The sequence below is a fragment of the Acinetobacter sp. NEB 394 genome, assembly GCF_013374795.1.
In the GTDB taxonomy this organism is placed as follows: domain Bacteria; phylum Pseudomonadota; class Gammaproteobacteria; order Pseudomonadales; family Moraxellaceae; genus Acinetobacter; species Acinetobacter johnsonii.
Genome location: NZ_CP055277.1, coordinates 3,172,804 through 3,185,704 on the forward strand (window position 1 = coordinate 3,172,804; position 12,901 = coordinate 3,185,704).

Genomic DNA, 12,901 nt, shown 5'->3' on the forward strand with positions numbered 1-12,901 from the left:
CTTGGTATTCTGTAATTCCATCAAGGGGTTTATTGTTTGATGAAACCCTCCTCTTTCTCAAAAGGAGGTTGAATCGTCTTAATTAATTAAATGGTTAAAACTTTTTCGCCACGCGCGATGCCTGAAACACCTGAGCGTACAACTTCAAGGATGGTGTTCTCTGCGAGTGCATCAATAAAACCATCAATTTTTTCAGTCGTACCCGCGATTTGAATGGTATACGTCGTTGGGGTAACATCAACAATTTGCGCACGGAAAATGTCCGCAGTTCTTTTGATTTCAGCACGTGCCGAGCCAAGTGATTTGACTTTAATCAACATCAACTCACGCTCAATGTGCGCACCTTCGGACAAATCAACCACTTTCACCACTTCAACCAATTTGTTGAGCTGTTTGGTGATTTGTTCAATTTTATGGTCATCGCCATAAGTCGTTAATGTCAAACGAGATAAAGTCGGATCTTCGGTTGGCGCAACGTTTAAGGTCTCAATGTTATAACCACGTTGAGAGAATAAACCCACCAAACGAGAAAGCGCACCAGCTTCGTTTTCTACAAGTACAGAGATAATGTGTCTCATGACGTGCGCTCCCCTTTACCTAACCACATGTCTTGCATTGACTGACCTGCAATAAGCATCGGATAAACATGCTCTGTACGGTCAACCATCACATTAATAAATACACATTTATCATTGATTGCCATTGCTTCTGCAAGCTTAGACTCAAGCTCATCGGCATGGTTAATCTGAATACCTACATGACCATACGCTTCCATCAATTTAGGGAAGTCAGGCAATGAATCTACATAAGAACTCGAATGACGTCCTTCATAGTTCATATCTTGCCACTGCTTCACCATCCCTAAAGCTTGGTTATTCAAGCAGAGGATTTTTACGTTTAGGCCATATTGCTTACACGTCGAAAGCTCTTGGATACACATCTGGATGGATGCTTCACCCGTGATACACACAACTTGTTGGTCAGGGAAAGCCAATTTCGCCGCCATCGCATAGGGTAAACCAACACCCATGGTCCCTAGGCCACCTGAGTTAATCCATTGGCGTGGACGTTTATACTTGTAATAGTTCGCACCAAACATTTGATGCTGACCTACGTCAGAAGTAATGATCGCATCACCATTGGTGATTTTATCCAACGCTTCCACCACTTGTTGTGGTTTCATTACGCCGTTTGCACCAGGCTCATAACGCATGCCATGAAATTTACGCCATTCATTGATTTGCGCCCACCAAGCAGCGATATCTTCAGGATTTGGTTTAGACACATTCATCTGCTTGAGCTGTGTCAACATTTCTTGAAGAACAGGTTCTACCGCACCCACGATCGGGATATGCGCCATGATGGTTTTTGAAATCGTCGCAGGGTCGATATCAATATGAATCACTTTGGCATTTGGACAGAATTTTGCTGGGTTATTGGTTACACGGTCATCGAAACGCGCACCGATACACAAAATCACATCAGCATTGTGCATGGTCATATTGGCTTCATAGGTACCATGCATACCCAACATACCAATAAACTGTGGATCATTACCTGGGAATGCACCAAGCCCCATCAAGGTATTGGTCACTGGGAAGCCCAAAATATGTGCCAGTTCAGTTAACTGTGCAGAAGCATTACCTTGAACCACACCACCGCCAGTATAAATCACAGGACGTTTAGCATGAATCAGCTCTTCAATCGCTTTACGAATTTGACCTGAGTGACCACGATGCGGCGGTTGATACGAACGCATCTTCACTTTTTCTGGGTATTCGTAAGCAAATTTCTCAGCAGGATTGGTTGCATCTTTTGGAATATCGACCACAACTGGACCCGGACGACCAGAAGATGCAATATAAAATGCCTTCTTAATAATCGAAGGAATTTCGCTGGCATGGCGCACTTGGAAACTATGTTTTACGATCGGACGAGAAATACCGACCATATCTGTTTCTTGGAATGCATCTTCACCAATTAAATGTGACGCAACCTGACCAGACAAAATCACCATTGGGATTGAGTCCATATAAGCCGTTGCAATTGGAGTCACAGTATTGGTTGCACCCGGACCTGAAGTCACGAGGACCACACCCGTCTTACCTGTTACGCGTGAGTAAGCATCTGCCATATGACCGGCAGCTTGTTCATGGCGCACGAGGTAATGATTGATTTTGTCTTGTTGAAAGAACGCGTCGTAGATATGTAAAACTGCGCCGCCTGGATATCCAAATACATGTTCAACGCCTTCGTCCGCCAATGCGCGAACGAGCATTTCACCACCAGATAAAAGTTCCAACGTGATTCACCCTAATCTTTATCACTGCAATGGTGGAAGGCACCAGCAGTGTTTCATTCATTGATTGTCTGCACTGTTATAGCACACATATTTCTTAGTTTTCATAGCAATAGGAAAAAATTCTGATCTGTATGCTGTTTGAGCAATATGAGATCTAAAACGTGTTGGGATAAACACATTTTTTTACTTTGTTCACGGTCTCGGCTAGAAAGCGTGTCCATTGCATGAAATGACACTTTATCGAAGGGTGATCGAGTAAAGGCATATAAAACTAAAGACAGCATTTTTAGGAGTTTCGTGACTAAAGTCAAGTTTAAAAATTAGCTTTTTTTTGTTTATTTACAGAGCGTTTATTTTTTATTCATCGCGGACAAAGAAAACTGAACCGCTTTTTCTTGGTTTTTTAGTGCAAAAACAAATAGATTTCTATTTGACTGAATTTATTAATAAAAAAACATAATAAAACCCATAAATAAGTTTAATAAGATATTCCCCCCAATTTACATCCAATATCTATCTCAGATTTTTTCAGTTTTAAATATAGATCAGCATTTGCTCATCAGGTTTTAACACAACTTTCTTATTTTGATACTTTGTCATAACACATATTTCACGCGTTAGACTGAGGATTTGGCCTGCAAAATATTTCAAAAAACTCAGATGAAAAACACATCAAACACTGCTTATTGCTCTAAAATTGGCATAAAATAACGACAACGATAAACCCGATAAAATCCAATGATTACGGATATAAAAAGGACAATGGTAGATGAGTATTCAGTTTGCAAAAATGGCAGCATGTTTGGTGGGGATGGGGATTGCAATAGGCAGTACACAAAGCTTTGCCAAGACGTATTATAAGTGGGTTGATAGCCAAGGCTCGACACATTACACCACGACACCTCCACCCAAAACAGCAAAGAAAAAAGGGAAAGTCGATACCTATGGTTGGAAAAATTCGCCACCAGCTGCTTCACCTGAAGCACCTCCACCTGCCAATATGCCAAATACCGTACCAGCTCCCCCCAATGCTGTACCAAGTGCTGCCCCAGCACCAGCGGTTGATTTAGAAAATCAACGACGTGAAGCGAATGAAGCACTTCAACAAGGCCAACAAGCTCGCCCTACGGTTTAATCATTCCGTACGGTTCCAGATTTATTTTCAGCTTGTTTAATTTCCTGCACAAAACATAGCGCAAAATTCACTTTTAGGTGCATTTTGCGCTATGCTGTGCAACAAACTTTTTAACCATTGTTCTACATACGTATATGACTACTCACATTGACCCTGAATATCAAGCGAGCGCGATTGAACCTACCGTCCAACAAGACTGGGAAGCTCGTAAAGCCTTTAAAGTTGCCGACTCTGTAGAAGGTCCACGTCGTTATATCCTCTCGATGTTCCCTTATCCAAGTGGCAAACTGCATATGGGTCATGTGCGTAACTATACGATTGGTGATGTCATCAGTCGTTTCCACCGTCTCAAAGGGGAAACTGTCCTGCAACCTATGGGTTGGGATGCTTTTGGTTTACCTGCTGAAAACGCTGCCATTGCACACCAGGTCGCTCCTGCAAAATGGACTTTCGAAAATATTGATTACATGCGTAATCAGTTGAAGAAACTTGGCCTGTCTGTAGATTGGGATCGTGAATTTGCGACTTGCACCCCGGAATACTACCGCTGGGAACAGTGGTTGTTCGTGCAACTTTATAAAAAAGGCCTTATTTACCGTAAGTTATCTACCGTAAATTGGGATCCTGTGGATCAGACAGTACTGGCCAATGAACAAGTTGAAAATGGTCGTGGCTGGCGTTCAGGTGCATTGGTTGAAAAACGTGATATTCCAATGTATTACTTCCGCATTACTGACTATGCGCAAGAATTATTAGACGATTTAGATACCTTAAAAGACGGTTGGCCACAACAAGTCTTGACCATGCAACGTAACTGGATTGGTCGCTCACAAGGGATGGATATCACCTTCCCTTCAGCGAATCCTGACGTGTATGCAGAAGGTTTAACGGTATTTACGACCCGTGCTGACACCTTAATGGGTGTGACTTATGTTGCAGTTGCAGCAGAACATCCATTGGCGCTGAAAGCTGCGGAAAATAATGCTGAACTTAAAGCATTTATTGAAGAATGCCGTATGGGTTCAGTCGCAGAAGCTGACCTAGCTACTGCTGAAAAGAAAGGCATGGCAACAGGTCTGTCTGTGAAGCATCCTGTCACTGGCGAAGAAATTCCTGTTTGGATTGCCAACTACGTGTTGATGTCTTATGGCTCTGGTGCAGTGATGGCTGTACCTGCACACGACGAACGTGATTTTGAATTTGCCAATAAATACGGCTTAACCATCAAACAAGTGATTGATGCTCAAGGTGCAGACGATGCAGACTTTGATGCTGCACAATGGCAAGAATGGTACGGCTCTAAAGAGGGTAAATTGGTCAATTCTGCTGAATTTGACGGTTTAGACTTCCAAGCTGCTTATGATGCGTTCCTTGCGAAATTAGAACCAACAACTCTTGCAAGTACGAAAGTTCAGTTCCGTTTACGTGACTGGGGTGTATCGCGTCAACGTTATTGGGGCTGCCCAATTCCAATGATCAACTGTGAAAAATGTGGTCAGGTTCCTGTACCTGAAGAGCAACTTCCAGTGGTCTTACCAACTGATGTCGTACCTGATGGCTCGGGTAACCCATTGAACAAGATGCCTGAGTTTTATCAAACCTCTTGCCCAAGCTGTGGTGGTGATGCGCGTCGTGAAACTGATACTTTAGATACCTTTGTAGAATCATCTTGGTACTATGCACGTTATGCATCTCCTGATTTTACTGATGGTTTAGTTAAACCTGAAGCCGCTCAAACATGGCTTCCTGTAAACCAATACATCGGTGGTGTTGAACACGCGATTCTGCACTTACTTTATGCACGCTTCTTCCACAAATTGATGCGTGATGAAGGTGTAGTACAAGGTAATGAACCATTTACCAATCTGTTAACTCAAGGTATGGTTTTGGCAGATACTTATTACCGTGAAGCTGAATCAGGCAAGAAAACTTGGTTTAACCCTGCAGATATCGACCTCGAACGTGATGAAAAAGGGCGTATTCTGTCTGCGAAATACCAAGGTGATGGTCAGGACGTGATTGTTGGCGGTCAAGAGAAAATGTCGAAATCGAAAAATAACGGTATCGACCCACAAGCCATTATTGATCAGTACGGTGCAGATACGGCACGTGTGTTCATGATGTTTGCTGCTCCACCAGATCAATCCCTTGAATGGTCTGATACAGGTGTGGAAGGCGCAAACCGTTTCTTGAAACGTGTATGGCGTTTGGTCGCAAGCTTCCTTGAAAAAGGTAATGCAGCCTCTGCAATTGATACTGCTCAACTGTCTACAGAAGCACAAGACTTACGCCGTAAAACGCATGAAACCATCCAAAAAGTGGGTGATGACATTGAACGCCGCCATGCCTTTAACACGGCCATTGCAGCGATGATGGAACTATTAAATGCGAACAATAAATTTGAAGCGAAAAATGATAATGATGTTGCGGTTGCTCGTGAATCGATTACAACGCTTTTAACTTTACTTGCACCATTTGCACCACATTTAAGCCAGACTTTATTGGCTGAATTCGGACTGGACTTAACCAGCGTGTTGTTCCCGACTGTAGACGAATCTGCACTCACACGTAATACGCAAACGATTGTGGTTCAAGTGAATGGTAAACTGCGTGGCAAATTAGAAGTGTCTGTCGATACATCGAAAGATGAATTGCTTGCATTGGCTAAAGCCTTGCCAGAAGTTCAACAATTCTTGACAGGTCCAACCAAGAAAGAAATTGTGGTGCCAAATAAATTAGTGAATTTGGTGGTTTAAGGCCTTTGAGCCTCCCTTTTATAAAGGGAGGTTTGGTGGGATTTTATTAGAAAATCTCCCCTAACCCCTCTTTCAAAAAGAGGGGGAAACGAAAAGGAATAAACAAAACCCAAACAAAGCCCGTTGCCAGTCAACGGGCTTTGCACATACAATCACGGCATATTATTTTTCTTTTATCAAAAAGAGCAAACAGAGGACAACACATGCATTTAGGCAAACGTTTGGCAGCTATTGTTTTAACTTGTGGCCTAAGTGCTGGCTTGGTCGGGTGTGGCTTTCATTTAAAAGGCACCAATCCAAGCGCAACACCGATTGCTTATTCAAAAATGAATTTGGTGCTTCCGAAAAACACCGATGAATTGCATGAAAAATTGGCCATTTATTTAGGTGCCTCGGGTGTACAGCTGAGCAGTGGTTCAGATGCCTATGTGCTTCGCGTGCTAGATTATAAACCGCAGCGTTCAGAGTTGAACGGTAAACTGATTGAAGTATTATTACGCCTCAATGTCACCTTCCGTATTGAAGATGCGCAAGGCCGTCCAATCACTGAACCACGGACCGTAGTTGCAACGCGTAGTTATCAATACAACGTTGAAACCGTCAACACCGATGACCAAGAGAAAAACTATTTGAATCAAGTCATCGTGGATGATGTCGCGCAGCAAATTGTGCGTCAGATTTCTTCGAACCGTCTACCACCTGCACAGCAGTAAGGTTTATTAACAATGAAACTTGACTATTTGCAAGCCTTAAAACGTGTCGATGAAGCTCGCGGCGCATGGATTATGCAAGGTCAAGAACCATTGCTTGAGCAAAATTTACTAGATGCATTTCGAGCAAGTTGGCAAAAGCAAGAGATTGAACGACAACGGCATGACATCAACAATGTCAGTGACTGGAAAAATGTCTTTAATGCACTCAATAGTTTGTCCTTATTTTCAAGTCAGCTTGCCATTGAAGTTCATGGCAATATTAAGCCCGATGCTAACGCTTTAAAGTTGCTAAAAAGCTATATCCAAAACAATGAACAGAACTTGCTTTTGGTGGTGATGCCAAAACAGGACAGCGCCAGCCTAAAAACGGGCTTTTTCCAAACGGTTGAAGCCAATGGAGTGCATGTTGCCCTGACCGCCAATTATCCGCGTGATCGTCAGCAGATTTTAAGCATTGAAGCAGATAAGCTTGGGGTTAAACTGAGTCAGGATGCATGGCAGTGGTTAGAACAACACCATGAACACAACTTACTCGCAGCTAAAAATAGCTTAATGCGTGTCAGCGACACCTTTGCCGAGGTTGAGCTGATTCAGATTGATCATTTACATGCCTGCTTACAAGATCAGTCCCGCTATAGTACTTTCGATTTGAGTGATGCTCTGCTCGAAGGCAATTTGGCGCAATCCATTAAAATTTACCAATACCTGATTGCCTCAGGTGAACCCCTCAGTCTGATTTTGTGGAGCATCAGCAAAGAAATGCGTTTACTCATGCAACTGTTTGAGCAACCGCAAAATGCACTGCAACTGGGGATTTGGAAGAATAAAGTCAGCGTCTATCAACACGCCTTACGTCGACTGAACCCGCAGAGCTTTTTAACGTGGCCCAGTCTCCTGCTTCGCATTGATGCTTCGATCAAAGGTTTAGGGCATGAAAATGCTGAACATGTCGTGATGCAAGCCATTGCGACGCTGTGTGGAAAATCACTCTTTCCCGCTTAAATTGCCGCAACGAGTCTTTTAAAAATAATAATCATTTCTATTTGTTCAAAAAATTCACGATTTATCCGTATTTCGCTTTTATACTATCTGCAATTCTGTTTACTCCCTGATTCCAATGCAAAAAATAAAAGCTGTCAAAATGCTTATCGCGGTACTGTGTGTTGCCGTACTTGCTTATGTCGCGTGGACATATTTCAAACCAAAACAAGAACAACCACAGTATATTAGCGAATCGGTCACTCGTGGTGATCTTGAAAATACAGTATTGGCGACAGGTACTTTAGATGCAACTAAACTGGTGAGTGTCGGCGCACAGGTCTCAGGTCAAGTCCAGAAAATGTATGTGCAACTGGGTGATGAAGTTAAACAAGGTCAATTGATTGCGCAGATTGATTCAACCACTCAAGAAAACAGCTTCAAAACAGCAGAAGCCAACATTAAAAATTTACAAGCCCAGCGCCTACAACAAGAGGCCAGTCTTAATGAGGCGCAACTGGCGTATAAGCGTCAACAGCAAATGTATGCACAAGATGCCACATCAAAAGCAGAATTAGAATCGGCTGAGGCCAGCTATAAAACAGCACAAGCACAGATTAAAGCCATTGATGCACAAATTGAATCTGCAAAAGTAACCAAGTCGACCGCACAAACCAATATCGGTTATACCCGCATTGTGGCACCGACTGACGGTACTGTGGTGGCGATCGTGACTGAGGAAGGTCAAACTGTAAACGCCAATCAAAGTGCGCCGACCATTGTTAAAATTGCAAAATTGCAAAACATGACCATTAAGGCGCAGGTCAGTGAAGCGGACATCATGAAAGTTGAAAAAGGCCAACAGGTGTATTTCACCACTTTAGGTGATGACAGCAAGCGTTATGCTAGCCTACGTCAAGTTGAGCCCGCGCCAGACTCGATTAGCGATGAAAGTACCACCAGCACATCAACCAGCACCGCAATTTACTACAATGCTCTATTTGATGTACCCAACCATGATGGCAAGCTACGTATTGATATGACTGCACAAGTCTACATCGTGCTCGATTCTGCAAAAAATGCGTTATTAGTCCCCTCTTCTGCAATTTCGACTCGTCCTGCAAATGCAAAGCGTAACAGTGGTTCAAATACGCAAGCTGCGTCATCGACACAAAGCAAATCGGACTCAGACCGTCCACAAAGTCCACGTCTTGAACGTCTTGAACGTCTGAATTTAAATGCAGCACAACAACAATTGGTTAAAGAAGGCAAAGCTACGCTGAGCGTGGTTCGTGTCTTACAAGCGGACGGCTCAGCTCAACCCAAACAAATTTTGGTGGGGATCAATAACCGCGTCAATGCACAAGTGCTTGCAGGCTTAAAAGAAGGCGATCAAGTGGTGATTGCAGACAGTTCGGAGAACTCTGCGGCTTCTGCCAATAGCAGCAACCGCCGTCGTAACAGTCCACCAATGGGAATGTAAGCATGACCAAAAAAGCCTTGCTTGAAGTCAGTAATTTGGTGCGAGAGTTTCCAGCTGGCGAAAGTACTGTCCAAATTCTCAAAGGCATTGACCTAACCATTTACGAAGGTGAATTGGTTGCCATTGTCGGTCAGTCGGGTTCAGGTAAATCGACCCTGATGAATATTTTGGGCTGTCTCGACCGCCCAACCTCAGGAAGTTATCAGGTCAATGGTCGCGAAACCGGTAAACTCGAACCTGATCAATTGGCCGAATTACGTCGTGAGTATTTTGGTTTTATTTTCCAGCGTTACCACCTTTTAGGAGACTTAACCGCAGAAGGTAATGTTGAAGTACCTGCCGTTTATGCAGGGGCAACACCGTATGCGCGTAAACAACGTGCCAATGCTTTACTGACAGAATTAGGACTGGGCAATAAAACTCAAAACCGACCAAGTCAACTATCTGGCGGGCAGCAACAACGTGTCTCGATTGCACGTGCCTTGATGAATGGCGGTGATGTCATTCTCGCTGACGAACCGACAGGTGCCCTAGACTCGCATAGTGGCGTGGAAGTGATGCGGATTTTGCGTGAGTTAAATGCCGCAGGCCATACCATTATTTTGGTCACCCACGATATGCAAGTGGCGAAAAATGCCTCGCGGATTATCGAGATCAGCGATGGGCAAATCATTGCAGACCGTGCCAATCAACCTGAGCACGACACTGAACTACACAGCGACCCTGATGCAGAAACGGCGATTTCTGCCCAGCAAGAAAAAAATAAAAGTGTCTCTGCATGGCGTTCTCTGCTCGACCGTTTAGGTGAAGCCTTTCGTATGGCACTTTTGTCCATGAATGCACACCGCATGCGAACATTTTTGACCATGCTCGGCATTATTATCGGGATTGCCTCCGTCGTGACAGTAGTGGCTTTAGGAAATGGATCACAACAGCAGATTTTAAGTAACATCAGTAGTTTAGGAACCAACACCATTACGGTGTTCCAAGGGCGCGGTTTTGGTGACAACTCCAAAACGGCCAACTTTAAAACCCTTGTTCCTGCCGATGCTGAAGCGCTCGCCACCCAACCGTATGTGAGTGCGGTCAGTCCAATGGTGAGTTCATCTAAAACCATTCGCTATCAACAAAGTGAAGCCAATGCCACCATTAATGGTGTCGGTGGCGATTATTTTACAGTGAAAGGCCTAACCTTCAAAAATGGACAAACCTTTGACCAACGAAGTGTCCGCGACCGCACCCAAGACGTAGTCATTGACACCAATACACAAAAACAGTTTTTTAGTGATGGTAGCAATCCGATTGGGCAAGTCGTACTTTTGGGCAGTGTTCCTGCACGAATTATTGGTGTCGTTGAGCCGCAAACCAGTGCTATGGGTTCCGATGATACGTTGAATGTCTATATGCCCTACACCACGGTTATGAGTCGTATGCTCGGTCAGAGTAATGTGCGCAATATCGTAGTGCAAATCAATGATAAGTACTCCACCAGCGCGGCTGAAAACGCAATTGTGAACTTACTCACCTTGCGTCATGGTCAACAAGATGTGTTCACCATGAACAGTGACAGTATTCGCCAAACCATTGAAAAGACCACCAGTACCATGACTCTGCTGGTTTCCGCAATTGCCGTGATTTCTTTGGTGGTGGGCGGTATTGGTGTAATGAATATTATGTTGGTTTCAGTGACCGAACGGACGCAAGAAATTGGGGTTCGGATGGCCGTGGGTGCGCGTCAAAGTGATATTTTGCAGCAGTTCCTGATTGAAGCCATCTTAGTCTGCCTGATTGGTGGGGTTTTAGGCGTGTTGCTCTCGCTGGGTCTAGGACAAATCATTCAAAAATTTGCTGGGGGTAATTTCGGGGTTGCTTACTCAACCACGTCTATTATCGCCGCATTTGTATGCTCGACGTTAATTGGTGTGGTGTTTGGTTTCTTGCCTGCAAAAAATGCAGCCAAACTCGACCCTGTTGCGGCACTTGCCAGAGAATAAGGAAAAAATATGCCTTTTTTATTAACGCGCCTTTGTACCGCGATGCTGCTTGGCAGCACCTTGATTGGCTGTGCAGCTGTGGTTAAAACACCTTATCAAGCACCAGTTGTACAGACGCCGACTCAGTTTCAATACGACAAAGTCACCGCACAACAACGCCAACAAGCCCTATATGCTGATCAATGGTGGACGTTATTTGGTGATGCACAGCTCAATCAACTGGTCGATGCTGTGCTAACCAAAAATGCCAATTTGGCCGTTGCAGGGATGACCTTAAAGCAAGCGCGTTTACAAGCAGAACTGGCTGAGAATCAGCAAAAAATTAGGGTGAGTTCAAGTACAGGTTTATCTACTGGACATAGTTTTAATTTAAATGATGGAAATGACACATCAAGCGGATTATCTGCCAAAACAGGACTCAGTTATGAAGTCGATTTATTTGGTAAATTGGCCCGCCAAACTGAAGCAAAAAGATGGGAAGCACTAGCGACTGAGCAAGATTTGCAAGCGACCGCACAAAGCTTAATTGGCACCACAGCGAAGCTATATTGGCAATTGGCCTATTATAATGAAAGCCGTACAACTGCCGAGCAAAGCCTTGCCACCTCACAAAAACTGTATGACTTGGTTAAAGTTCAGTATCAAGCTGGGGCTGTATCAGGACTGGACTTAACCCAAGCTGAACAGTCAGTACAAAGTCAAAAAGCCAGTCTGAGTCAAATTCAACAAAGCTTGGTCGAGACCCGTACCGCAATTGCTGTGTTACTACATATGCCTGTGCAGCAGTTAAGTATTGATGAACCTCAGCGTTTACCACGCTTAGCTTTGCCAAGTATTGCTGCGGGCTTACCTGCCGACATTTTGTCGCGCCGTCCAGACTTAAAAGCGGCTGAGCTACGTTTACGTGAGAGTTTAGCGACCAAAGATGCCACCACGGCGAGCTATTATCCATCGATTAGTTTGACTGGGAATATTGGTTCAAGCAGCACCTCGCTCACGCAACTGCTCAAAAACCCTGCCCTAACCTTAGGCGCAAGTTTAAGTCTACCGTTCTTGCAATATAACGACATGAAACGCGACCTTGCGATTAGCCAATTGGACTATGAAAAAGCTATCGTGCAATATCGTCAGACCTTGTACCAAGCCTTTGCCGATGTGGAAAATGCCCTGTCTGCACGAACTGAGTTGAGCCAGCAAGTACAATTGCAACAGCGCAATTTGGAGCTTGCTGAGAAAGTGGAACGTTTGACCCAAGTGCGCTATCGCTATGGCGCCGTGGCTTTAAAAACCTTGTTGGATCAACAAGAAACCACGCGTACTGCACGCTTAACATTGGTCAATACCAAACAAAGTCAATACAACGCCTATGTGACGTTGATGCAAGCACTCGGTGGTAGCCCGATTCAACAGCTTCCTAAATAAAAAGCAGCATAAAAAAACGGCACATCATGTGCCGTTTTTTAAAGTTTTTGGCTCATTTTTAATGAGCTAAGAACTTTTGATTTTACTCATCAAATTTTATGCATTGACGTAAATATTT

The 12,901-nt window shown here is 44.0% G+C and carries 9 protein-coding genes; 7 read left to right on the forward strand and 2 right to left on the reverse strand.

Translation table 11 applies throughout. From position 1 onward, the window contains the following. Positions 1-86 precede the first annotated feature (86 nt). Positions 87-578, reverse strand: coding sequence for an acetolactate synthase small subunit (gene ilvN / locus HUK62_RS15355; protein ID WP_004697653.1), 492 nt, complete (start codon positions 576-578; stop codon positions 87-89). Continuing rightward, complete coding sequence (locus HUK62_RS15360) at positions 575-2,302, reverse strand: acetolactate synthase 3 large subunit (protein ID WP_125274025.1); 1,728 nt, start codon at positions 2,300-2,302, stop codon at positions 575-577. Before HUK62_RS15360 ends, ilvN begins: the two co-directional genes overlap by 4 nt. Positions 2,303-3,071: 769 nt before the next feature. Between HUK62_RS15360 and HUK62_RS15365 the strand changes: the two genes are divergently transcribed. The 7 genes from HUK62_RS15365 (at position 3,072) to HUK62_RS15395 (ending at position 12,783) form a co-directional block, all read left to right on the forward strand. Next, complete coding sequence (locus HUK62_RS15365) at positions 3,072-3,437, forward strand: DUF4124 domain-containing protein (RefSeq protein WP_176538290.1); 366 nt, start codon at positions 3,072-3,074, stop codon at positions 3,435-3,437. A 134-nt stretch (positions 3,438-3,571) separates the two neighbouring features. Next, the gene (leuS, locus tag HUK62_RS15370; RefSeq protein ID WP_176538291.1) at positions 3,572-6,193 is read left to right on the forward strand and encodes a leucine--tRNA ligase; all 2,622 of its coding nucleotides are present in this window, start codon (positions 3,572-3,574) and stop codon (positions 6,191-6,193) included. A gap of 203 nt (positions 6,194-6,396) precedes the next feature. Continuing rightward, a complete protein-coding gene (gene lptE, locus HUK62_RS15375) occupies positions 6,397-6,906 on the forward strand; it encodes an LPS assembly lipoprotein LptE (RefSeq protein ID WP_176538292.1) in 510 nt (169 codons plus the stop codon). A 12-nt stretch (positions 6,907-6,918) separates the two neighbouring features. Continuing rightward, positions 6,919-7,908 carry a DNA polymerase III subunit delta gene (gene holA / locus HUK62_RS15380; RefSeq protein ID WP_176538293.1) on the forward strand — a complete coding sequence of 330 codons (990 nt, stop codon included), beginning with the start codon at positions 6,919-6,921 and terminating at the stop codon, positions 7,906-7,908. 115 nt (positions 7,909-8,023) lie between these two features. Next, positions 8,024-9,367 (forward strand): MacA family efflux pump subunit, encoded by a 1,344-nt coding sequence (locus tag HUK62_RS15385; RefSeq protein ID WP_176538294.1) that lies wholly within the window; start codon positions 8,024-8,026, stop codon positions 9,365-9,367. A 2-nt stretch (positions 9,368-9,369) separates the two neighbouring features. Beyond that, positions 9,370-11,361, forward strand: a complete 1,992-nt coding sequence (locus tag HUK62_RS15390; protein WP_176538295.1) for a MacB family efflux pump subunit — start codon at positions 9,370-9,372, stop codon at positions 11,359-11,361. Positions 11,362-11,370: 9 nt separating this feature from the next. Continuing rightward, complete coding sequence (locus HUK62_RS15395) at positions 11,371-12,783, forward strand: efflux transporter outer membrane subunit (RefSeq protein ID WP_176538296.1); 1,413 nt, start codon at positions 11,371-11,373, stop codon at positions 12,781-12,783. Positions 12,784-12,901: the final 118 nt, after the last annotated feature.

What these genes read in the sequence shown, in the direction of transcription:
- HUK62_RS15365 (WP_176538290.1), top strand. Translation starts at nt 3,072, where the DNA reads ATGAGTATTCAGTTTGCAAAAATGGCAGCATGTTTGGTGGGGATGGGG.
- ilvN (WP_004697653.1), bottom strand. Translation starts at nt 578, where the DNA reads ATGAGACACATTATCTCTGTACTTGTAGAAAACGAAGCTGGTGCGCTT.
- HUK62_RS15390 (WP_176538295.1), top strand. Translation starts at nt 9,370, where the DNA reads ATGACCAAAAAAGCCTTGCTTGAAGTCAGTAATTTGGTGCGAGAGTTT.
- leuS (WP_176538291.1), top strand. Translation starts at nt 3,572, where the DNA reads ATGACTACTCACATTGACCCTGAATATCAAGCGAGCGCGATTGAACCT.
- holA (WP_176538293.1), top strand. Translation starts at nt 6,919, where the DNA reads ATGAAACTTGACTATTTGCAAGCCTTAAAACGTGTCGATGAAGCTCGC.
- HUK62_RS15385 (WP_176538294.1), top strand. Translation starts at nt 8,024, where the DNA reads ATGCAAAAAATAAAAGCTGTCAAAATGCTTATCGCGGTACTGTGTGTT.
- lptE (WP_176538292.1), top strand. Translation starts at nt 6,397, where the DNA reads ATGCATTTAGGCAAACGTTTGGCAGCTATTGTTTTAACTTGTGGCCTA.
- HUK62_RS15395 (WP_176538296.1), top strand. Translation starts at nt 11,371, where the DNA reads ATGCCTTTTTTATTAACGCGCCTTTGTACCGCGATGCTGCTTGGCAGC.